19 protein-coding genes are annotated in these 22,016 nt (G+C 43.4%); 9 read left to right on the top strand and 10 right to left on the bottom strand.

Annotated elements, in window-relative coordinates; all coding sequences use genetic code 11:
* Window positions 1–523 precede the first annotated feature (523 nt).
* Both RXX31_RS00765 and RXX31_RS00760 read right to left on the bottom strand, forming a co-directional pair.
* The gene (locus RXX31_RS00765; RefSeq protein WP_317587196.1) at window positions 524–1,189 is read right to left on the bottom strand and encodes a gamma-glutamyl-gamma-aminobutyrate hydrolase family protein; all 666 of its coding nucleotides are present in this window, start codon (window positions 1,187–1,189) and stop codon (window positions 524–526) included.
* Window positions 1,162–2,136: an amidoligase family protein gene (locus tag RXX31_RS00760; RefSeq protein ID WP_317587195.1), complete on the bottom strand. Its 975-nt coding sequence runs from the start codon at window positions 2,134–2,136 to the stop codon at window positions 1,162–1,164. The genes RXX31_RS00765 and RXX31_RS00760 overlap by 28 nt, the downstream gene beginning before the upstream one ends.
* Window positions 2,137–2,652: 516 nt before the next feature.
* Between RXX31_RS00760 and RXX31_RS00755 the strand changes: the two genes are divergently transcribed.
* On the top strand, window positions 2,653–3,420 hold the full coding sequence (locus tag RXX31_RS00755) for a glucose 1-dehydrogenase (RefSeq protein WP_317587194.1): 768 nt from the start codon (window positions 2,653–2,655) through the stop codon (window positions 3,418–3,420).
* A gap of 149 nt (window positions 3,421–3,569) precedes the next feature.
* Here the strand turns inward: RXX31_RS00755 and RXX31_RS00750 are convergent, their stop codons facing one another.
* The 4 genes from RXX31_RS00750 to RXX31_RS24790 form a co-directional block, all read right to left on the bottom strand.
* On the bottom strand, window positions 3,570–4,430 hold the full coding sequence (locus RXX31_RS00750; RefSeq protein ID WP_317587193.1) for an aldo/keto reductase: 861 nt from the start codon (window positions 4,428–4,430) through the stop codon (window positions 3,570–3,572).
* Between the two features lie 210 nt (window positions 4,431–4,640).
* A complete protein-coding gene (locus RXX31_RS00745) occupies window positions 4,641–5,513 on the bottom strand; it encodes an MFS transporter (RefSeq protein ID WP_317587192.1) in 873 nt (290 codons plus the stop codon).
* A 744-nt stretch (window positions 5,514–6,257) separates the two neighbouring features.
* Window positions 6,258–7,673, bottom strand: coding sequence for a Na+/H+ antiporter NhaC (nhaC, locus tag RXX31_RS00740; RefSeq protein ID WP_317587870.1), 1,416 nt, complete (start codon window positions 7,671–7,673; stop codon window positions 6,258–6,260).
* A 370-nt stretch (window positions 7,674–8,043) separates the two neighbouring features.
* The gene (locus RXX31_RS24790) at window positions 8,044–8,289 is read right to left on the bottom strand and encodes a hypothetical protein (protein WP_411197959.1); all 246 of its coding nucleotides are present in this window, start codon (window positions 8,287–8,289) and stop codon (window positions 8,044–8,046) included.
* 151 nt (window positions 8,290–8,440) lie between these two features.
* Here RXX31_RS24790 and RXX31_RS00730 point away from each other — a divergent pair, with 151 nt between their 5' ends.
* Window positions 8,441–8,893, top strand: a complete 453-nt coding sequence (locus tag RXX31_RS00730) for an Lrp/AsnC family transcriptional regulator (RefSeq protein WP_317587191.1) — start codon at window positions 8,441–8,443, stop codon at window positions 8,891–8,893.
* A gap of 302 nt (window positions 8,894–9,195) precedes the next feature.
* On the opposite strand, the gene RXX31_RS00725 is transcribed toward RXX31_RS00730, so the two are convergent.
* Entirely contained in the window at window positions 9,196–10,548 is a 1,353-nt protein-coding gene (locus tag RXX31_RS00725) for an alpha-glucosidase/alpha-galactosidase (protein WP_317587190.1), read from the bottom strand.
* Between the two features lie 288 nt (window positions 10,549–10,836).
* On the opposite strand from RXX31_RS00725, the gene melR reads away from it, so the two are divergent.
* Window positions 10,837–11,754, top strand: a complete 918-nt coding sequence (gene melR / locus RXX31_RS00720; RefSeq protein ID WP_317587189.1) for a transcriptional regulator MelR — start codon at window positions 10,837–10,839, stop codon at window positions 11,752–11,754.
* Window positions 11,755–11,945: 191 nt separating this feature from the next.
* Here the strand turns inward: melR and RXX31_RS00715 are convergent, their stop codons facing one another.
* Together RXX31_RS00715 and RXX31_RS00710 are read right to left on the bottom strand one after the other, a co-directional pair.
* Window positions 11,946–12,248, bottom strand: coding sequence for a Fis family transcriptional regulator (locus tag RXX31_RS00715; RefSeq protein ID WP_317587188.1), 303 nt, complete (start codon window positions 12,246–12,248; stop codon window positions 11,946–11,948).
* A 202-nt stretch (window positions 12,249–12,450) separates the two neighbouring features.
* Window positions 12,451–12,696: a hypothetical protein gene (locus tag RXX31_RS00710; protein ID WP_317587187.1), complete on the bottom strand. Its 246-nt coding sequence runs from the start codon at window positions 12,694–12,696 to the stop codon at window positions 12,451–12,453.
* A 550-nt stretch (window positions 12,697–13,246) separates the two neighbouring features.
* Between RXX31_RS00710 and RXX31_RS00705 the strand changes: the two genes are divergently transcribed.
* The 4 genes from RXX31_RS00705 to RXX31_RS00690 all read left to right on the top strand — a co-directional run bounded on the left by RXX31_RS00705 (window position 13,247) and on the right by RXX31_RS00690 (window position 16,828).
* Window positions 13,247–14,251: a TRAP transporter substrate-binding protein gene (locus tag RXX31_RS00705; RefSeq protein WP_317587186.1), complete on the top strand. Its 1,005-nt coding sequence runs from the start codon at window positions 13,247–13,249 to the stop codon at window positions 14,249–14,251.
* Window positions 14,252–14,322: 71 nt separating this feature from the next.
* Window positions 14,323–14,829, top strand: coding sequence for a TRAP transporter small permease (locus RXX31_RS00700; protein ID WP_317587185.1), 507 nt, complete (start codon window positions 14,323–14,325; stop codon window positions 14,827–14,829).
* Window positions 14,830–14,831: 2 nt separating this feature from the next.
* On the top strand, window positions 14,832–16,121 hold the full coding sequence (locus RXX31_RS00695; RefSeq protein ID WP_317587184.1) for a TRAP transporter large permease subunit: 1,290 nt from the start codon (window positions 14,832–14,834) through the stop codon (window positions 16,119–16,121).
* A gap of 29 nt (window positions 16,122–16,150) precedes the next feature.
* Window positions 16,151–16,828 (top strand): GntR family transcriptional regulator, encoded by a 678-nt coding sequence (locus RXX31_RS00690; RefSeq protein WP_317587183.1) that lies wholly within the window; start codon window positions 16,151–16,153, stop codon window positions 16,826–16,828.
* 380 nt (window positions 16,829–17,208) lie between these two features.
* Here RXX31_RS00690 and RXX31_RS00685 read toward each other — a convergent pair whose 3' ends face one another.
* Complete coding sequence (locus RXX31_RS00685; RefSeq protein WP_317587182.1) at window positions 17,209–18,108, bottom strand: LysR family transcriptional regulator; 900 nt, start codon at window positions 18,106–18,108, stop codon at window positions 17,209–17,211.
* Window positions 18,109–18,212: 104 nt separating this feature from the next.
* Here RXX31_RS00685 and RXX31_RS00680 point away from each other — a divergent pair, with 104 nt between their 5' ends.
* Window positions 18,213–20,108, top strand: coding sequence for an alkyl sulfatase dimerization domain-containing protein (locus tag RXX31_RS00680; RefSeq protein WP_317587181.1), 1,896 nt, complete (start codon window positions 18,213–18,215; stop codon window positions 20,106–20,108).
* Between the two features lie 90 nt (window positions 20,109–20,198).
* Window positions 20,199–21,980 carry an alkyl sulfatase dimerization domain-containing protein gene (locus RXX31_RS00675; protein ID WP_317587180.1) on the top strand — a complete coding sequence of 594 codons (1,782 nt, stop codon included), beginning with the start codon at window positions 20,199–20,201 and terminating at the stop codon, window positions 21,978–21,980.
* Window positions 21,981–22,016 lie beyond the last annotated feature (36 nt).

Below are 22,016 nucleotides of genomic sequence, written 5' to 3'. Positions count from 1 at the left end.
ATCTAACATTGTTTTGCATAGTATGAGAGATCCATTCTTGTATTTAGTTTAAATAGACAAATAAGTGCCAGGCACAAGCATTTTTCGAAATTTAATCTCAAGTAACCTATTGCCCTCCCGAGCAATGGCACACTCAAGAAAAGCAGTTCGTGCGAAATAACAGGTACTTTTGAAAGGAAAATAGTTAAACCATTTGGTGTGTCCGGTAGAGACGAAACAGAAACTGATGACGAGCAACATTTGAAATACCACAAACACAAAACAAAATGATAACCATTATTATTACTATTAAATATTAGATAGCAACATGTCAACAATAATGTGCACAAATGTAACCATTACAAATAAATGATAAATATATAAATTAAAGATTTAACTGAGGGGCTAAGTTCTGTAACTCACTGACTAGAAGTTAATGGTATGGGGTATAGATGAGTCTGGGAAGCGTCTGATCTCATCTATACCGGACAAGGAAGAGTATTTCTAACGTCAGTTATCGGTAGTAAAGTGAGGATTCACTTCATTAACAGCATTGCCGTACTAACCAGCGAAACAACTTAAACTGACTAGGCAGATAAAACATATACTCGGGATGCCATTGAACACCTCGGATAGGTTGCGATTGTGTGCTTTCGATCGCTTGAACAAAGCCATCCAGATCTCGTCCGACAACCCGTAAGCCATCCCCTACATCTTTAACCGCTTGATGGTGCAGGCTATTTACCCTCAACTTAGGCTTGCCACACAAAGCAAACAGATCCGACTCTCTATCGACAAACACTTGCTTGGTGGGTAACAAGCCCGGGCGATTATAGGTCCGCTTGCGTAACGTCGAGATATCCGAATACAAGTTACCGCCGTGTACAACATTCACCAGCTGTGACCCGCGACAAATCCCCAGGATAGGGACATTATTTTCTAACGCCCATCGAATCCATTCTATCTCCAGCTTATCGCGTTCGGGATCAAATTCATCCCGCTCACTGGCTTCACCACCATAGTGTTCGGGATCAATATCATCACCACCGCCAATGATCAGGCCATCAAGTGATTTACCCGATCTTTGGTGCTTAACGCTAATCCTCTCAGGTTGTGCTCCTGCAAGTATGAGCGCGAGTTTTGTACACCACCAAGATGGTGACCAACTACGATGGTTCCCCGTTACCCCAATTCTCGGCTTTTTATCCACTGACTGACTTCCTTAACCCAATCATTACGTTTTACCCCGATCAGCGGAAGAGACATCTCTTTAAACCGACCTGATAAAAAGTCCAGCGCCTGAGGATCGGCGGCTAATGCCTCAACCTGATACCATATATTCCAAGACGTCGCGAAGCTCCAATTTGTATTTTCAATCAAACAATCAGGTAGGCGATAATGAAATGTAGGTCTTTGATTTACTTTGCTATCCTTCACCGCTTTATTGACTTTGTCTTCATCAATAAAGGCAAACAATGGTAGCATATCCAGCGCTCGGTTTCGGCTCGGATTATGAGTAAGATAGTCATCGATCAAAGCATTCCTGTCCTGATAAGTTTTACTCAGAAGGAGCTCTACATATTCTTCAGAATACAATTGGATATACGGGCTGATTTTTCGAGCTAAATTAACGTCGTGCGCTTCATTTAGCCACCATTGTAATAGCCCAAACGATTGCAAATAACGATGAATCGTCTCAACATCCAGCGATGGAAGTTCAGGATTAATATGCACACCAAAAGCAGCAACGACGGAGTCATCAGTGCCCTTCGCACCCGCTTTACGCAGCACAGGAATGAGCTCATCCAGTTTTTCTAGCTTATCTAAGGGGATTGGTGGCGATACGATTTCCAACGGCACAACGGAAGAGGCGACTTGATGTAAAAAATTCACCCACTCATGGCCATCATCTTTGACTTTCGCATCCAGCGCTGTGTTTTTAAGAAACTCCCAATCTAATTCAACTTTGAACTTCCCAAACTCAGGTGTATGCAAGACGTATTCAACAGCGGACTTTTGCTCTAGCTCGCCACCAAAAACCTTTTGCAGTATTTGGGTGGTGTCCCCTATGGTTAAACCGGTAAATTCGATCTCAAACCCAACACGGCGAACCTCTTGATCTTCTGTCGTCGTTAAAGGCGGAGTTTTAAATGCCATTATTGCCTCCACTTATGATGATGATTACAGATTCGAAAATCGTTTATTTAACCGTACTATTCGTAACATAAAAATCTATTTCAAAAAACATCAAATATTTTCTAATTGTATCGCCTGATCAAATGTACACATTCAACACCTCTCATTCCCTCGCCCCTTCCACTTCATCAGCGGATGATCAGGCAAGGATTTAGGAGTTTAGCCTCATCTCAATTAAAGCTAAAACCGATAGAATGACCTCATCAGTTTGGAGTGTGACCTATAAAAGCTCAACATTCTTACACTCTAAACTCTGCGTAGCTCGACGAAATAAGTTGGTTAAATATAAGAGTACTGGCTATCAGAATTCGTCATGAAACTAAGCTTCATCCTAGAGTTACGTGTCTATTAAGTCATGTAAATGATGTCACCTTTCAGTGTCTGGATGTGAATATTCATCATCTTCTACGGATCTGGGTAGCATTATTTTCTAACTTCAACTCAAGCAATAATAATCGTCATTACCGAGGAGGTAATATGTCAGTCTCTTATAATTTTTCCGGTAAAGTTGCACTGGTTACGGGTGCAGCATCAGGTATGGGTTTTTCTACCGCGAAAGCGTACGCGGAAGCAGGCGCAGCCGTGATGCTGTCCGACGTCAATCCGCAAGCACTGGATAAAGCAGTAGCAGAAATCACTCAGACAGGCGGTAAAGCGGCAGGCTTTGTGTGTGACGTGACCAAAGAAGAGCAAGTTGAAGCACTTGTTAAACAAACGGTTGAACAATTTGGTGGATTAGACATGGCGTTCAACAACGCTGGAATCCAGGTTCCTGCGATCGATGCCGCTGATGAGCTGGCCGATGACTTTGACCGTGTAAACGCGATCAACCTACGCGGCGTTTGGGCGAGCATGAAGCACGAGCTTAAATACATGCGTGAGCAAGGCCACGGCTCTATCGTGAACTGTTCTTCTATCGGTGGCTTGGTTGGACTGGGCAAATTGGCTTCTTACCATGCGTCGAAACACGGTGTGATTGGCCTGACCAAGAGTGCTGCACTGGAATACGCTACGCGCGGTATCCGTGTAAATGCGGTTTGCCCGGCAGCAATCGATACTCCGATGGTCGCAGACATGAAAGAAAAAGGCGTATTAAGCGATGAGATCATCGCCGGAATCCAGCCAATCAGTCGTCTGGGTAAAGGCGAAGAAGTGGCAGCAGCAGTAATGTGGTTGAGCAGCGACGCTTCATCCTTTGTATTGGGTGTGGCTTTGCCTGTGGATGGCGGCGCAACCGCACGCTAAGTTGATACAAACATTCTAATGTTATTTTCAATGAGCGAGATTGTCATCAACGTCATTGAATCATATCAGTGTATTTAGGTGCTTAACGCCTACTTAATCCCCAATAGGACTAGGACCTATTGGGGATTAATAGTCACTGAAGTTATCGGCTATTTTTGCTGGTAGACCGGGAAGACGCTGGCATCACCATAATCCTGGATTTTCTGCATATTATTTAGAACATTCATGTCTTCATCTGAAATCACAAAATCAATGTCTGCGTTGTTTTCCATGTGGGCACGGTTCGCTGTTTTAGGTAATGGCAACAGACCTAATTGCAAATCATAACGAATACAAAGCTGTGGAATAGATACATTGTATTTGTCCGCCATTTCAGCGATTTCTGCATTTTTAAATAATTCACCATGACCGACTGGCGAGTAGGCTTCAACCAGCATTCCATGGCTTTGTGAATATTCGATGAGCTCTGTAGGCACATTGCTCACATGCGCTAAGACCTGATGGACCATTGGTTTGACGGTACAGCTCGCCAAAATATTATCGAGATCGTATTGAGTAAAGTTCGATAAACCTATCGCTCGAATTTTACCCGCATTATAAAACTCTTCTAATGCTTTCCAAGCTTGTCGGTTACCTTCTTCAAATCGGTCGTCACTGCCGAAGTCAGGCCACGGCTGAGGTCCGTGAATGATCATAAGATCAATATAATCCAACCCCATGGTGTCCAGGGAGCGGTTAATAGCATCTACAGATTCTTCATAAGTCTTATAGCCAGCGGCTAATTTTGTCGTAACAAAAATATCTTCCCTTTTAACACCGCTCGTTTTAATCGCGGCAGAGACCTCTGCTTCATTGCCGTAATCTTGCGCGCTATCGATATGACGGTAGCCAACTTCAATCGCTTCTTTTACTGCTCTTTCCGCATCACTACCGGTTATCAGCCAGGTTCCGAACCCCAGCTTAGGTATTTCAACACCATTTGAAAGTGTGAAGTTTTCATTTATAACCATAATTCATTCTCCCCTATGACTGGATTTCATCTATCAGCTTAGTCACACACAAAAATATTTGCTGAACAAAGCATCATGTTTGGACAAAGAATATAATGCGAGAAATCTTACTAATTTACATTACACAATTGTGTTCAATTCTTGCTTAATAATATTGCAGGGCCAGGCTGAAAATACAGCACCGGTTAAGCGTTACTATCTAATAGCGGCTCACTTTTCGTGGTTGTACGCGATTTCAATACTATTAGGAGTAGTAATGCAACGCCAGCCATCCAGTGACCAGTCGCTTAACTCCCCGCCTAAATAGTTACCCAGCGTAAGACCTAACCCAATGATCACCAAAGCCATGGTGATGTAATTGCTTGTGGCATCTATTTTGTCTTCTAAAAATGGTGCGATGTAGGTGTACAAAGAAAAGAATGCGCCAGCAAACAGCACGGTAACGGTCATTGCTACCAGCATGTCAGTGTTCAGGACTGCTTTTACTTCTGAAGAAAAGTCGACAGTTTGTTGTTTTTCATCACGAGGCAAGTTTTTAAATAGGCCAAAGAACGTAAAAATACCAAGGAGGGTAATGCCCCAGAACGCTATTCTCCACTCAGCCTGCTGACCGATGTAAGCAATAGCGGGAACACCAATAATATTAGCGATGCTTAACCCCATAAACATGGTCGCAATTGCACTACCCTGCTTTTCTTTGGGTACAACACTGGTCGCTACCACCGCGCCAAAACAAAAAAATGCGCCTTGACACAAACTGGTAATGACTCGTCCTACAATGAGAGACAGGAAGTTAGGCGCGATCGCTGAAGCAATGTTCCCAACAATAAAAACGCCCATCAATCCTAATAAGGCCGTTCGCTTGCTTAATCGGCTCAACAGTAGGGTAATAATCGGTGCTCCGATCATGACTCCTATGGCATAGGCAGTCACTATCATCCCGGCATCAGGAATAGAAACAGCTAAGCCTTGTGCAATATTTGGCAGTAATCCCATCGGAGCAAACTCGGTCGTTCCAATAGCGAAAGAGCCTAATCCAAGAGCTAATAATGACTTGTTGACGGAAGTTGAATTGGAAGCCAATTTTAATTTACCTTTATAGTATTCAGACTAGATTCTGAAATTCAAAATAGTCACTTGACCACAGACAAAAAAGACAGCTTTAAGCTGCCGTTTAATAAACTCATTACGTTTGTTATTCTGCGTTCAATAGAGAAAAATTAATGACAAAATGAAGGAAGTGATCTAGTAAATATTTGTTTAATCACGACTCATATTTCGCAATATGGTACCCACGTATATTAAATGAATACCGCGAAGTTGAACTTGCCAAACACTTATAAACCAAACTGAGAACGTGTATAAGCCAGCGCTATAAAACTCTCTACAGCTATATTAGAAGAAACCGTACGAAAACCCTTTGCCTATTTCTGTTTAATCATTGCTCACTAATCCAGCAATTGAGTTTCTTATCAAGGATGGAGGGAAGAAGGCTTAAAGTCACAATGCGGACATCGTAAACCCAGATCTAAAGCGGGTACTGAACATGTCATTTTCGGCTAAAAAATTAACCAGAGAGATCAATCCAAGGGCTCCAACCCAGCCATAAGTAACCGATACTACCTATAAAAATACATGAAGGTTGTTTGTACCTTGCCGTTTGGAGATCGTTTGTCTAGAAGAGTAATTGGCTGGTCGATGAGAAGTCGAATAACTAAAGAATTGGTTTGGATGGATAAAGAATAAGATGAGCAATCCATGCAATGAATTGCTCATCAATTTTGTGACCTAAAGTAAGCCATTATTTATCTGACATAACTATCAATGTCAGATATTAGTTTGCTGTCTTTTCGGATCAACACCATCACGTATTTCACTGTGACTGTGTGTTTCGTCATTGGTATTTTTCAGCTGAACAATGGAAAAACCGGTCAACGCAAAGATGATAGAGATAATGGGAACCACAAAGTTAAGTATTGCATACGGAGCGTACTCAACAGCACCAACCCCAAGAGTCGCCAGGATAAAGACGCCGCAGGTATTCCATGGAATAAACACGGAGGTCAGGGTACCGCCATCTTCCAGAGCCCTAGACAGATTCTTAGAGTGCAGCCCCTTTTCTTGGTAGGTACTAGCAAACATTCTGGCAGGCACAACGACGGAGATATACTGCTCCGAACAGCTTGCGTTGGTCAGAAAGCAGGAAGAAATAGTGGTCGGGATCAGGCTTTTTGCCGAGTTGGTTGAGCTTATTATTTTTTCAACAATAGATTTCAGCATACCCGTGTTTTCTAGTATCCCTCCCAAAGTCATAGCGACAATAGTCATGGAAACCGTATACATCATGGACTCCAAGCCGCCCCGATTGAACAGGCCGTCGACCATGTCATTACCGGTTTCAATAGTGAAGCCGGTTTGCAGTGCTTTCACCGCTTCCGCCACAGAGCCACCCTGAATGAAGATCTGGCTCAAAAAACCTAGCACAATACCCGCGAATAAGGCTGGCAGGGCTGGTACCTTACGAGTGACCAAAAAAATCACGAAGACCGGGATCAGCAATAGCCAGGGCGAAATAACAAAGTTGTCCTGCAATATGGCCATGGTGGTACTGATTTGTTCAAACTCGGCGTTGCTGGCAGATAAGCTCTGGCCCAGATACCAGTATACGGTGAGGGCGATCAACAGCCCGGGTACGGTGGTGTAGAGCATATGTTTAATATGCTCAAAAAGATTGGTGCCGGTTAGTCCTGCGGCCAGGTTGGTGGTATCGGACAAAGGAGACATCTTATCCCCAAAATAAGCACCGGATATTACGGCACCAGCGACCATAGGAGCGGGAATCCCCATACTGATACCAATGCCCATACCAGCAACACCAATGGTGCCCATGGTAGACCACGAACTACCGATGGCAATAGACACTATGGCACAGATAAGAGTAATGGAAACCAGAAACAGAGATGGAGACAATATTTGCAACCCGTAGTAAATCATGCTCGCGACAACGCCACCACCAATCCAAGCACCTATGGCAATACCAACCAGCAGGATGATTACGACGGCGGGTAGAGCCAGTTTGATGCCACTGTAGATGCTATCTTCTATATGCTGCCACTTATAACCATGCATCCAGGCGACCAACGCTGCGCTCACGGTGCCAAATACAAGAGGCATATGTGGACTACCTTCAAATATGACAATAGTTACCAGCATGGCACCAACCATCAGGATGATCGGCAACATTGCCATGGTGAAGGGTATTTTTGGAGTATCGTTGTTCATAGTCCCTCTTACTCTTGATTATTGAGTATAAATTTCACAAATAATTAAATTGTGAAAATAGTTAAATCCATATAAAATCATTTAATAGCTATCTTGTTGGCCGCTAAAAAATAGCATCGATATTATTTTTTCTTGAAGTGTGACTGGTTTTAAACTTTATTAATTAGACTAAACCTGCCTGGTAAGAGCGTTAATTAATAATTAATGTTAAATGGACCAAAGATATAACCTTCAGGGGCCCATTTGTGTTTAATATCCATTCAAATCGAAGCTAAGTTGTTTTTTAGCGACAGGCTAAAGATGTCTTAATATTTTCATTAAATAGCCTGCATTAATTCAATATTCTCATCAGATGTTTTTCCGGGGCAATCCTCCCCCCCACAACGTTGATATGCACACCGGGCGCCACCATGTCCGGGGTCAAAATAGTCGCCAGACGTTTGTCTGCGGTAACAGTAGTGATGATATCGACATTCTTGACCGCTTCTTTCGCCGAATCACAGATTTCCATCAATTTATCGGCACCTACAGCACCTACATGCCAGCTAAGGCAATCAACATCAATAAATCGGGTCATCTTTCCCTCGCAACACGTTTTTTATCGCGACATTATCGTTGGTATCAACGCCAAATAACAGATACAAAATACACATAAATTGATAACTTAGTTATCAATATGCTAACATTTGCTACCGATTTGATATATTCAGGCAAAAATAAGGACATACATGGACTCTATCGACCACATAGACCGCCAACTGATAAGCCACCTGAGAATGAATGCTCGCTTGCCCGTGGCCTGGCTGGCAAAGACCGTTGGCGTTTCCCGTGCCACGATTCAAAACCGTATGACTCGGCTGGAAAAACGGGGAATCATCAATGGCTATACCGCGCTGGTTTCAAATGGTGCCAATGAACAACTTGCGATGGTCAGAGCGTTGATGAACATTGTTCTAGAAAGGGATACGACCAGAAAGGTACGAACAGAGCTGATGAGTGAGCCCTGCGTGTGCGCCATTCACTCAACGAACGGGCGTTGGGATATGGTATTGGAGTTGCAAGCACGCTCGCTGGAAGAATTTGACGATGTGCTGTGCCGGATCAGAGAGATTGACGGTATTTCTACCTCAGAAACCAGCATATTGCTGTCATCTCACCGTATCGGCAATAAGCACATATGATATGTGGCGCAATTGGTCTCTCGGTCAACCTGCAGAGATAAAGTGCGCCATCACTGTTCTACCGACGGTATCCATTCCAACACCGGCTGTGCAATGACCTTTTCAGTAACCTGTTTGACGGCTTCAACTTTGGATTCTGCTAAGTATGGAGAGTGAATCCCCATCTCAGTTTACCTGACGCCAAAATGAAAAAAGCCCAGTCTGATGACGAGGCTTTCGAATGTGGCAGAGATAAAGGGATTTGAACCCTAGATAAATCATATCGACATATGTAACCAACTAGTTGTTAGTGTCTTTGTTAATTACCGGTGTAACCAGTCGGGTAACCAGCTACCATGTGACTCAATCAGATCATCCACCAACGCGTAAATTTCTTCGATGCCAAGAACCGCTGCGGTATGAGGATCAAGCATTGCGGCGTGATAAACTCGCTCTCTGTTTTCAGTCAGTATGGCTTCTGTTAGCAGAGTCTGAACATTGATGTTGGTTTGCATTAGTGCTGCCAGATGGGAAGGCAGGACTCCTACCTTTGTTGGGCGAATGCCGTTGGCATCAACCAGACAAGCCACTTCAACACAGCATCCCTGTGGCAAGTTATCAATCAGAGCATCATTCCGTACGTTGCCATAAATAACACTAGGCTCCCCCGTCCATAGAGAATTAATGATTGTGCTGGCGTATTCCTTGGATTGCTTGATATCAATACTATCTGCCAATTTGTATTCTTCCAACTCTTGGTTCCAGTTCGCCAATTGTTCAACACAGCGTTTAGGGTACTCATCAAGTGGAACCTTATAACGCTCAATCAGATCTGGTCGATTTGGCTTGATAAAGTAAGGCGTGTACTCTGCAAAATGTTCCGAAGACTCGGTGACAAAATAGCCCAGCTTCTTAAACATTTCATAACGGACAATGTTTTCACATCGAGGATTATTGTGAATACTTGGCTTTGGCACGGTCCCTTTTTCATACGCATTAAGAAGTTCAGGATATAAACTGACATAGCCTCCGTTCTCATCTTTACGTTCCAGCTCCAGGTAAAAGGCCATGTGGTTAATACCAGCACAGCGGTAACGTAGATCCTGATAATCAATGTCAAGGTCTCTAGCCAGCTCTTCAGCGGTACCTTGTACAGAATGGCATAATCCGATCTGCTTAATATGCGGATACTTGGCGTACATCGCCCAAGTATTCATTGCCATCGGGTTAACATAGTTGAGCATGGTCGCGTCTGGACAAAGCTCACTCATGTCTTCGCAGATTTGCCACAAATGAGGAATGGTACGTAGTGATCGCATAATGCCACCCGGACCAAGGGTATCAGCAATGGTTTGTTCAAGACCGTGACGCTTACAAACTTCAAAGTCAGTAACAGTACATGGTTCATAGCCACCGATTTGAAAGGCCACCACGACAAAATCAGAATCTTTGAGAGCCTCTCGCTGATCGGTGTAACAGCTGATCGTGCCACTTGCTCCTGCGGATTTCATCAACTTCTGAACCACAAGCTGAGACTGTTCTAGACGGTTTTCATCAATGTCCATCAGTGCGATCTGCGAGTGTTTTAAAGCTGGCCGGTGGAAAACATCACCCAGAATGTTCTTAACAAAAACGGTTGAACCAGCACCAATGAAGGTGATCTTAGGGTTGTTCATTAGGTTGTCCTTTGACGTTTGCTCGTTGATTGGTTGCTCACTAATGTGTCACAGCCGAGCCAGAGAAATCGTCCATCTAAACAAGCCAATATTCCCAATTTCTCAGATCCATTATCCAAAATCGGCTAATCTTAGGAAATGGGATAAATTTAACTAAAAACAGCCTTAATAGCGGAGTCTCACTGAATATTTGGGATTTTTAATCACTAAAAATGCCACAAAAATCGAGGTTTACTCCCAGAAACATATGATAGAAATAAGCACAGAATACAAAATGAATATTAAACAATGAATAGACAAAACGTTTCAGTGGCCACCATCAATAATGGCGCTGCATCCACCGAAGAACACGCGTTGTTGGTGAGCCCGCTAGCGCTCTACTCTGAATATCAGCGCCTGGACATCGAGTTAAGAGCGCCTTCAGAAATGCCAATGAGTCACTGGCATGGACAGGTCGAAGTCAATGTGCCATTTGATGATGATGTTGAGTACATCATTAACGGTGAGGTCATACATATAAAACAGGGACACATCACCATATTCTGGGGGTGTGTTCCACACAGACTGAGCGATCCAGGCCACTGTAAAAGCATGGCGATCTTCAACTTACCTATGCACCTGTTCCTTTCCTGGCCAATCAACCGTGAGCTAATCAATCATGTAACGCATGGAATGGTCGTACAATCCAATTTTTCTCAGCAAATCAGTGAGTTTGAAATCAGGCGTTGGCAACAAGAATTGCAGCATCAAAATGAACAGGTAAGACAGCTGACAATAGATGAAATAAGTTTGATGATTAAACGCTTTTGCCTGTCGGGCTGGACACCTCTACTGACCAACCACACATCAAAGACCCATCCCAATGGTGTATCCAAACACGCGCAATTTTATGTCAGTCAAATGCTGGAATATATTGCTGCAAACCACGACAGCACATTAACCATTCAACAGGTCGCGGATCATGTACAACTAAATCAAAATTACGCGATGGGCATTTTCCAGAAAGTCATGCAACTCACCATGAAGCAATACATTACGGCGATGAGGATCAACCATACACGAGCACTACTGAGTGATAGCGACAAGACAATACTGGATATAGCGTTAACCGCTGGGTTCAATTCCAGCAGCCGATTTTATGACACCTTTAAGAAATATGTCGGAGTGACTCCTCTTAAATACCGCAAACTCTGCCAAGAGAAGTAGCTTTTTGTAACGAGGAAAATGAATTGGTCGCGATGTAAGACAACCCGACAACCGACTACTTACAGAATTAGAAAAAATAGGTCAAATAGTACTTCTCTGCAATCAGAGAAAATAAGCTTCAATACAGAATGGTGCAAAAGTGAGTTCATCACGCAAGTTGCGTCACGCAGCCTGCGTGATTGATCGCTGCACTAACGCTTTTGCTGTGTATCGTAACTGATTTGCTTATCTACGTTCTTTAGTTGCACCCCTACCTTATTAAACGCCTTTTGGATAGTTGTTGAGACATGCTGGTGGCCTTCTCCCGCTAAAAAGTTTGCTCTATCTTGATTCGTTTCGAATACGCAGACTATTTCTAAGCTTTGTGGAAAAGAAGAGAATTTGACCTTATGAGTCACCCAAAGAAAACCATCGTAGCCTTTTAACGTATCTTCACAAACTTCGGTCAACACGTCTCTAATTAGATTCTCGACCTTCTTATCTGATTTGCGCATGAAGAAAACTTCCTATTTAACACCTTTAAAAAGGTTCCAGTCTACATTGTCTTAAACGATATTGGGCAATGGAATTTAGTCGACAGCCTGCTGACAAAATTATTCTTATGAAGGTTTACTGTTTTCTACGCACATTTAAAGGCTTAAGCTTCTCAGTACGTAAGACACGGTCCGAACTTTATAACCTCCTCGACCCATTCGCTTATCCCTTGGGCAGGTGACCAGTTTTCTTCGCAAGCTTTTGCATAGCCTCGGCAAACGTTGTGGTCCCGCCTTTAGCTTGAACCTGTAACACCTTATACCCCATCTTTTCCAGCGCTTTGCGCTCTGCCAAAACAGCTTCGTCGTCTTGTTGACTGCCCTGTACAGGCTGGTGAATGTAATACCCCTCTAGCTGACCATCTTCGACTAGTTGGTGGTGTTTCAGTGCATTGATATCTAACTTCATAGTAAGTCTTTTCTTTTAAAATGGTGAACCTCTGTGGCAAGGCCCCAAGTATTTATAATTTCATCGTTTGTACCATAAGGCATTTTAACCATGCAACTACAGTAATCCAATGGCAGCTAATCAGGTACCGTTTACCTATGAAAGGGGCAAAAGTGAATCAGTGCAGACCTGGCTTCACTGATTTGAAAAGGCAGCGGACCGCTAAGTTACCTTGTTCATAATGATTGCTTATTCCATCAGATAACGTTTTTAAACATCGCAATATTAATCCCGAACTGCTTTCGTTTTGTCGTCCATCGCTGAAACTGAACTCCATCCCCCCTAACCTCTTCTTCTACGTTAATCGGAGACACAGCATTAAATCCACCAGCCAATTACGAACGTATTTTTTGCCCCAACATAAGTATACAAAAGACAGAGATTGCACACCTTTAGTGCGCACACAATACACATGTAGCGATAAGGTATTGAATATTAATAATAATTTATAATGGCATTCAAATTGCCTTTGTATACAAGACACTAACCACGGATAGGTATGAGGAATCTCATGAAAAACACATTCAAATTTATGTTCAGCACACTGGCTCTTTCGTTATCTGCAATGAGCATGAATGCTTACTCATCAACGCTGATCAAAGTACACAGCGATATGACGGAAGACAGCGCTCAACAAGAAGGAATTGAGCGCTTTAAGGAGTTGGTTGAAACACGCTCCAATGGCGATTATGAAGTAAAAATCTACGCTAACAATGCGCTTGGCAATGACGTTGAAGTAGCACAGCAAATGCAGTTTGGTGCGGTACAGGCTGCGCCTATCCCAACCGCGAAGCTGAGTGGTTTTGATAAAGACCTACAGCTGATCGACATGCCTTTCCTATTCCCAAACCGTGAGGTTGCGTACGAGTTTCTTGATGGTGAGATTGGTAAAGAAGTACTGTCCGGTCTGCGTTCTTCCGGTTTCGAACCCGCAATGTTTTGGGAAAGCGGTTTTAAGCAGATGACTTGTAATGATCCAGTGACCACTCCAGAGGACATGAAAGACCGAAAAGTGCGTGTTATGGAGAGCCCACTTCTGATTTCTCAGTACAAAGCACTAGGCTCAAACCCAGTGCCAATCGCATTCAGCGAAACCTACACCGCACTGCAGCAAGGCGTTGTCGAATGTCAGGAAAACCCTCTGGTATCTATCTCACAAATGAAGTTTTATGAAGTGCAGAAAGATCTGATGCTGACCAATCATGGCTACCTCGGCACTGCCTTCGTATTCAGTAAAATTTGGTTCGACAGCCAGTCTGCCGACAACCAGAAATTACTAATCACTGCCGCTCAAGAAGCAGGTCAATACCAGCGTGAACGTTCAATTGCTCGTGAAGAAATCTACCTTAACGGTATTAAGCAGGCTGGCAGCACTCAGGTCACCTCACTAACGCCAGAACAATTAGGTGAGTTCCGCGACGCTATGACACCTGTGTATAAAGAGTTTGGCGCGAAGCTGAGCAAGGGACTTTTGGAACGTGCTCAGAACGAACTCTCTGAATTGTCGGAACTGTAAGTTATCAATCGATAAACCTGCAATTAACTATCCGTCTTTCAACCGACAACAAGGATCTCGGAAGAACGCTTATGTGGAATAGACTCAGTCGCTTACTGGCATTATTCGAAAACACCACAGTAGGTGTACTCATCATTTACTCTTCAGTGATGTTGTTCACCCAAATCATGGCCCGTGCTGTCTTTAATACATCATTCAGCTGGGCCGAGGAAAGCGTGCGGTACGCCATTATTTGGATGGTCTTTATGGCTAGCAGTATCGCCTTTCGAAACAATGCTCACATCAGTATTGATGTTATTAAGCAGATCATTCCAAAAGCACTACAAAAGCCCTTTCAGGTTTTTATCTGTTTGATCTGCCTGACGACAACCTTTCTACTCGCCTGGTTCGGCTGGCAACTGACTTCGCGCATGATGATGTTTGGTCAACTCTCGTCAGCGATGGAGCTTCCAATGTACTGGTTTTATCTCTCCATTCCAGTGAGTTCTGCCTGTATGTTTATCCGCATCAGTGAATCCTTACTCACACTGTTTATCAAACCAAAAACAGAGACCGACAACGTCTACGTAGGAGCATAATCATGGGCTACAGTTTTTTTGCATTAACCTCCGGCCTACTGGTTTTAGGTTTACCTATCTTTGTCGCTCTGATCCTTGCGGTCTTTGTCGGCCTTCACCTGAGCGGCAGTACACCATTAATGCTGATTATCCAACGGATGTTCTCCGGCCTGGACAGCTTTCCGCTAATGGCGATTCCGCTATTTATCCTGGCCGGTAACCTGATGAGCACCAGTGGCCTTTCTGCCAGAATACTGAAAGTTGCTCAACTGCTGGTCGGCCCGTTCCGTGGCGGGTTGGCAATGACCACGGTTACCGGCTCGATGTTTTTTGGCGCGATTTCCGGCTCTAGCCCGGCGACGGTGGTTTCGGTCGGCCGCTTAATCCTGCCATCAATGATCAAAGAAGGTTACGATCGTCAGTTCAGTGTAGGTCTGCTGATGGCGACTGGTGCCCTTGGCATCATCATTCCTCCGAGCATTTTCATGATCGTGTATGGGGCAATGGCAGGCGTTTCGATTGGTGCATTATTCATGGCGGGAATCGGGGCTGGTGCAGTTTACGGGATAGTTTTCCTTGTTTACTGCTACTATCGAGCACGTCGTGCAGGTATGCAACCACAGCCATTTCCAAAACGCTCAGAACTATTGGCGGCCCTGAGAGAGGCAATCTGGGGGCTGGCAATACCAGTTATCATTTTGGGTGGCATTTACAGTGGTCTGTTTACCCCAACAGAAGCTGCTGCGGTTGCAGTGATCTATTCAGCCGCCGTTGGCTTGTTTGTCTATCGTGATCTCACCCCAAAAGATATTTGGAAAGTCTGTATTGATAGTGGCGTCGTCACCACTCAGGTCATGATCATTGTCTCTGCTGCCGCGGCATTTTCCTGGTATTTGACGACGTCAAGCCTGACCGACTCACTGTCAGCCTCACTATCTCAGTTGAGCGATAATCCACTAATGCTACTTCTGATCATTAACTGCATTGTGCTCGTTGCAGGTATGTTCCTTGACCCGAACTCTATCGTGATCATTCTGGTGCCTTTAATCATTTCGGTCGCTCAATCAGCAGGTATCGACCTGGTGCATCTCGGGGTTATTCTGTGTGTGAACTGTGCGATCGGTATGTTCACCCCACCATTTGGTATGAACCTGTTTGTCGCCAGCAGCCTCGATAACGTCAGTTACGGTGAAGCTGTACGTGGCTCACTGCCATTAGTCTGGCTTGCCCTGATTGTTCTCGTTCTCATCAATGCTTTTCCAGCTATCAGTTTATGGCTGCCAAGTGTTGTGATGCCTGGTATCTCGGGCTAACTACCAGCAGGAGTCAAAAGAGCAAAGCTATGTCAGAACACCCAACCACTGAATCATTGCTGACCGAAAATGAGCAGCCGCTGGCGGACAGCATTCGAGTAACCTTATCCGATGACATCCTAGCCGGGGTTATCGCTGCAGGCACTCGTTTGGATGAGACCATGCTCGCCAGCCGCTTTCAGGTCTCGCGAACACCGATTCGTGAAGCCCTAAAACAACTCACCGCTAGCGGACTGGCGGAGCACCATCACAGACGCGGGGTATTTGTCAGCGAAGTCCCCGTTTCCAGATTGGCGGAAATGTTCGAATATGTGGCAGAAATGGAAGCATTGTGCGTTCGGCTTGCGACGATCAATATGACTCAGCAAGAACGTGAAAGCCTACTCGCTATTCATCTTGACAGCCACAAACATGTGACCTCAGGGGACATCGACGCTTACGACAAGGCGAACATCAAGCTGCATGAGTGTTTGTTTCACGGCTGCCATAATCAATATGTGGAAGAAGCGGTGCTAAGCGCGAGAGCTAAAGTCGCCCCTTACCGTCGGGCGCAATTTAAGCTCCCTGACAGGGCGAGGTCTTCTTATTTCGAACATGGTGAGATCGTTAAAGCAGTGATAAAAGGGATGACTCACGAAGCCTCAGATTTAATGCTCGCACACATTAACCAATCGTTTCTTGCGTCATCACGCTATGTCAGTCAGTAGGAAACGCACACAACGGTTAAGTAAACCTTGAACAAAATTTCCTTTTTGCGCGTAAAAAGGGGCACTTTCGTGGCAGTCCACTCTCATGGTCGGGGCCATGATATAAATTAGAGAGTGCACTCTAAAAAATATCAAGCTGATTATGACAGAACCAAATGCAGTTATTCCTCTCAGCACTTCCGCTACTTCACTTCCGTTTTATCTAGTCCCATATTTACTATACGAATAAGTCCTTTCAGCAAACTGACGCATAGATGACATTTCTGTAATCTAGCCTCATGATGGATTTAAACTACGAAGTTTCTATAAAAATCGGGGACGGATTGTCTTTTAGATCTTAGGATTAGTTTTGTATCCCAACTTTTTAATCCACCCAAACATCAGGACTCTTTGGGTGAAATAACCGATTGAATTAAATTATGCAGATGCTGAGTAAATGGTTCCCGCTTGTGGCTTTGCTTGAAAAACGACGAAAGTGAGTAACTCATTTCTTCATCTAATTTTATGGCGTTTACTTTTGAACTGTCGTAGATAAAGTCAGGTAAAAATGAGACCGATGGCACCGTTTGCACAACTTCGTAAGCCGTAGACAATGAATCAACATAAGCAACTTTTTTGGGTTCAAGTTTTAGCTTCTCTAACAGACGATAACGATGTTCATTCCAAGAAGGTAACCTGGAAATAATCAGCAAATTATCAAGCACATCATCTAACTTAGTAATTTGAACATCGGGGTGACAAGCTAAATAAACGTGATATTTGGAGATATACCTTAGAGCAATACCTTTATTGGTTTCAAAGTCACTAAAGTGAACACCAATATCTATATCTCCCGCGGTAATAGCATCAAGGGTATTCTTTCCCCAGCGCTGAATATGAAATGTCGCTTGGGGAAAATGTTGCAGCAATGTGGTCGTCAATTTTGCTGCTGCATACTGATAAATATAAGAGTTAAGAGCAATAACAATAGGCTGTGTATATTGCGAAAAATCAGTACGAGAAGTTGTTGTTTGCTTCAATATATTCGCGATTTGATTGTAGTGCTGCTCGATTTGTGGGGCAAGCTGTTGTACTAAAGGAGTCAGTTCCATTCCTTGAGCACTACGAATAAAAATCGGGTCATCCAATCTTTCACGTAGCTTGGCAATATCACGGCTAACTGCACTTTCAGACTTCTTTAGAATATCTCCGACCTTCTTAAGGTTAGGATTGTGATAGAGCAAAACCATCGTTTTCATTAGCTCTAACGGCAAATCTAAATAGCGGTTCTGTAAATCCATACGCACATACCTTCTTGCAATATTCGCAAGATAATCTTAACTATTATTACCATTTACACAAGAGCAAAATCGTATTTATTTGATTCAAGCAGAAGACTATAGATATGAAAATGAAAGCTCTGAACATAGCGTTAATCTCTGTAATGACCTTAACAGCAACCCCTACATTTGCAGCAAATAATGCTGATTTTAGCTCTCCCTACATGAATGCTAAAGACACACCACTAACGCATCTTCCTGAAAACGGCAATAAAGCAAAAGTAAACCAAGAAACCGCAACATTCTGGAATTTAGGCAAATACAGCGAAAAACGTGTTTCATACGATGATCCAACGACAGTGAAAATTGCCGATGGTATCTGGACATTTGGCTCACGTTCCATTGTGAATATGAGCGCAATTGAAGCACCTAAAGGTCTTATTATTTACGATACAGGCGATAACATGCATGACGCAGAAGAGTTCTATACCATGCTGCGTAAAGAAACTGATAAGCCGATTGCCGCCATCGTGTATTCTCATGAGCACTACACCTTAGGTGCACGTTATATCGTTGAACAAGAAGCGGCTCGTGGTAATAACAACATTACTGTTATTGGTCACCCTAATACCAATGCATCAATCGCAAAAAATGGCGGTGTAACGTCAACGCACCCAGAAACCAGCGGTGTAACCATGGCTCGCAGTATTGAGCAATTTAACGCTTATCTACCTAATGAAGGAGATAATGCTGCATTCAAAAATACCGTAATGCCAGACCAAAGTGGATTCATCCCAGTGAATTTGTCGCCAACTCATGATGGCCAAACCATTAATGTGGCTGGCTTGGATATGGTTTTCTATATGGACGGCATTGCGACTGATACCCCAAACCAGTTGATGGTTTATGTTCCAAGTAAAAAAACCGTCTTAAACAATGTTGTCTGGGGCTGGTTCCCGAATATCTACAGTGCTCGTGGTGGTAAATATCGTAACCCAAATGAATGGATGGGAGCATTAAATAAAATTAAAGATTTGAATCCTGAAATCTTACTTTCAACCCACTCCACTTCATTAGTCGGTAACGACAAAATCAATGCTCGCCTGAAAAGTTACCATGATGGTTTAGCGTTTGTGCTTGATCAGACATTGAAAAACATTGCGTTAGGTCAAGGACCTGATGAACTGCGTTATAGCGTGAAATTGCCAAAATATCTGAAAGAATCGCCGATTCTGGTGCAAAACTATGGCGAAATTTCGATTATGCCACCACGTATTTATACCGCGTTATTTGGTCAATACGATCGCAATGCTGCGCACTTAAACAAGCTGCATCCAAAAGATGAAGCGACGCGTATGGTGACCGCTATGGGTGGTGAAGATAAGACCTATATCGTAGCGAAACAAGCATTTGATAACGGCGATTACCTATGGTCAGCACAAGTATCGGATTACTTAGTACAAAGTAATCCGAGCAAGAAAAACAAAGAACTAAAAGCCGATGCATTGGAACAAATGGGCTATCGCGCTACATCAACCAACTCGCGTTCATTCTACTTAGCGCAAGCGGCTGAGCTTCGCGGACAAGTGAATATCATCAAGAATATTCCGGCAGCACCAGCAGCAATCGTACAAAACATCAACGATTACGTGAACTATTACCGTATTCGTATTAACCCTGAACGTTCAGGTAATACTGAAGCAACAATTAAGTTCGATTTCGGTGGAGAACACGTTTATGGGCTGGAGATCAGCCGAGCAGTGGTGAACTACTTAGATAATTCTGAAATTAATAAGACTGCATCAGATGTAACGGTAAAAATGAACCCCGAAGTTTGGGCTGAAATCTACAACAACACTGCTTCATTCGATGCTTTAGTACAAGCAGGGAAAGTTGAAGTAACTCAAGGTGATAACACTAAAGCATCACAATTAATGGGACTGTTTGATCCAATCTACGACTGGCAAAATGATAAAGGGTTACAAGACCTATTAAAAATGCTTAGCCCATCTGGGAAATAATTGATTGTCGTTTCCCAAGAAAGAGAAATTTTGTATCAAATTAATTGCATATAATTAGTAGAACCCTAATACCTAGATAGTGAGTATCCCATGAAAAAATCCCTATTTTCACTTTCACTCGTAGCATTAGCTTTATCGTCAGTAGCAGCTTCCGCCCAAGAATATCCATCTCGCTATATGGACGACTCTGCAAAACTTGTTACTGCACCCAACGGAGCTGTAATTAATGCCGAAGTGTTACAAGTGATGCCTCAAAATGTCTATACAGAAAAAACCATAGAAAAAGTGACTGACGGTGTATGGGTAGTCGGCGGACTTTCCATTGCTAATGCCACCGTTATTGAAGCGCCCGATGGTTTAATCGTCTACGACACGGGCGATTATGCTGAAGAAGGCAAACACATACGTGAAATTATTGAAAAAGAAATCAGTAAGAAACCAATTAAAGCGATCATTTATAGTCACTCTCACTACGCTCTTGGTGGTGGTGCCATGGTTGATGACCCTAGTAAAGTCACAATCATTGGGCATGAAAAGCTAAATGATACTGTCAAAGAAAATCTTCAAAGTGGCGGGTTAAAAGCAACGATTCCAGAACTTGGCCCTGTCATGTCTGCACGAGCTGCGATTCAGTTCAGCACTTTCTTACCAGCAGAGGGTAAAGATGCAGGCTTAGCTGGGAAACTGGAATTTAAAGAACCTGCCTTTTTACCTGTTAACCGTACAGTTAAAAATGGAGAAACTGTAAACGTCGCAGGTCTTGATATTCAGTTTTTCACCGATTACAAATCGGATGATTATAGCGTCACAGCATGGATCCCTAGCAAGAAAGTGGTCATGAACAATTTCTTCTGGCCTGGTACTGTAAACCTCTATTCACTACGTGGCGCTAGTTATCGCGATCCACAGGAGTGGCGTGATGCTCTTACATTAATGCGTGATCTTAAGCCTGAATACCTAGTAAGTACGCATACTCGTGCAGTAAAAGGTGCAAAGAAAGTTAGTGACACTCTAATTAATTACAGTGACATGATTACACTAACCTATGACCAAGCGTTACGCGGTATTCTTAAAGGTTTAGGGCCTGATGAATTACGCTACTTTGTATACAAACCAAAACACCTTGCTGATGCTGCATACAATAAAGAATCATACGGTGAATCATATTGGTATACCCCAGCAACTTTCTACGAAGGTCTGGGATGGTATGACCGTGATGCAACGAAATTGTATCAATTACCTAAGAAAGAAGAATCGACACGCCTAGTGAAATTGATGGGTGGCGAAGACAAAGTTATTGCGGCGGCGAAAGATGCGTATGATAACAACGAGTATGCATGGTCTGCTCAATTGGTTAATCATGTATACCTAATCAACCCTAACAATCAAGAAGCTCGCCAACTGAAAGCTGATTCTTTACGTAAACTCGGACAAATCTCGGTCAGCTCCATCGGTCGCTCGTTTACTATCAGTGAAGCTCGTGCACTAGAAGGATTGGAGACCATTCCAAAAGTACTTCCTCCTAAAGCAGAAGTGGTTGCTGCGGATCCAGACACTTACCTGAACTATCACCGTGTACGTATTGATCCGAAGAAATCTGAAAATGTAGACAAGATGTTGGCGTTCAATTTCGGTGAAAAAACGGTAGGTTTACACGTTCGTCGTGGCGTTGCTGAGTATGTTGAAAACATTTCAAGGCACTATCAAAAACCTGATATCGAACTGTCAATGGATGGCTCTACTTGGGCCCGTATCTACCTTAATCAATCAGATTTAGCTACCGAATTAACCAACGGCAAAGCAAAAGTGACCAAAGGTTCTGATAAAGAAGCGATTCAGATCCTTAATCTTTTCGATAAATTTGAACAGTAATCAAATATCTCACAACAATTCTCAGGTAGCCCAAAT

Source organism: Vibrio sp. EA2 (genome assembly GCF_033042495.1).
GTDB lineage: Bacteria > Pseudomonadota > Gammaproteobacteria > Enterobacterales > Vibrionaceae > Vibrio.
This window is presented reverse-complemented; position numbering and strand designations above follow the sequence as displayed.

What these genes read in the sequence shown, in the direction of transcription:
- RXX31_RS00710 (WP_317587187.1), bottom strand. Translation starts at nt 12,696, where the DNA reads ATGAAGTTAGATATCAATGCACTGAAACACCACCAACTAGTCGAAGAT.
- RXX31_RS00705 (WP_317587186.1), top strand. Translation starts at nt 13,247, where the DNA reads ATGAAAAACACATTCAAATTTATGTTCAGCACACTGGCTCTTTCGTTA.
- RXX31_RS00715 (WP_317587188.1), bottom strand. Translation starts at nt 12,248, where the DNA reads ATGCGCAAATCAGATAAGAAGGTCGAGAATCTAATTAGAGACGTGTTG.
- RXX31_RS00755 (WP_317587194.1), top strand. Translation starts at nt 2,653, where the DNA reads ATGTCAGTCTCTTATAATTTTTCCGGTAAAGTTGCACTGGTTACGGGT.
- RXX31_RS24790 (WP_411197959.1), bottom strand. Translation starts at nt 8,289, where the DNA reads ATGACCCGATTTATTGATGTTGATTGCCTTAGCTGGCATGTAGGTGCT.
- RXX31_RS00750 (WP_317587193.1), bottom strand. Translation starts at nt 4,430, where the DNA reads ATGGTTATAAATGAAAACTTCACACTTTCAAATGGTGTTGAAATACCT.
- RXX31_RS00675 (WP_317587180.1), top strand. Translation starts at nt 20,199, where the DNA reads ATGAAAAAATCCCTATTTTCACTTTCACTCGTAGCATTAGCTTTATCG.
- RXX31_RS00680 (WP_317587181.1), top strand. Translation starts at nt 18,213, where the DNA reads ATGAAAATGAAAGCTCTGAACATAGCGTTAATCTCTGTAATGACCTTA.
- RXX31_RS00725 (WP_317587190.1), bottom strand. Translation starts at nt 10,548, where the DNA reads ATGAACAACCCTAAGATCACCTTCATTGGTGCTGGTTCAACCGTTTTT.
- nhaC (WP_317587870.1), bottom strand. Translation starts at nt 7,673, where the DNA reads ATGTTGCCGATCATCCTGATGGTTGGTGCCATGCTGGTAACTATTGTC.
- RXX31_RS00690 (WP_317587183.1), top strand. Translation starts at nt 16,151, where the DNA reads ATGTCAGAACACCCAACCACTGAATCATTGCTGACCGAAAATGAGCAG.
- RXX31_RS00760 (WP_317587195.1), bottom strand. Translation starts at nt 2,136, where the DNA reads ATGGCATTTAAAACTCCGCCTTTAACGACGACAGAAGATCAAGAGGTT.
- RXX31_RS00685 (WP_317587182.1), bottom strand. Translation starts at nt 18,108, where the DNA reads ATGGATTTACAGAACCGCTATTTAGATTTGCCGTTAGAGCTAATGAAA.
- RXX31_RS00695 (WP_317587184.1), top strand. Translation starts at nt 14,832, where the DNA reads ATGGGCTACAGTTTTTTTGCATTAACCTCCGGCCTACTGGTTTTAGGT.
- RXX31_RS00730 (WP_317587191.1), top strand. Translation starts at nt 8,441, where the DNA reads ATGGACTCTATCGACCACATAGACCGCCAACTGATAAGCCACCTGAGA.
- melR (WP_317587189.1), top strand. Translation starts at nt 10,837, where the DNA reads ATGAATAGACAAAACGTTTCAGTGGCCACCATCAATAATGGCGCTGCA.
- RXX31_RS00700 (WP_317587185.1), top strand. Translation starts at nt 14,323, where the DNA reads ATGTGGAATAGACTCAGTCGCTTACTGGCATTATTCGAAAACACCACA.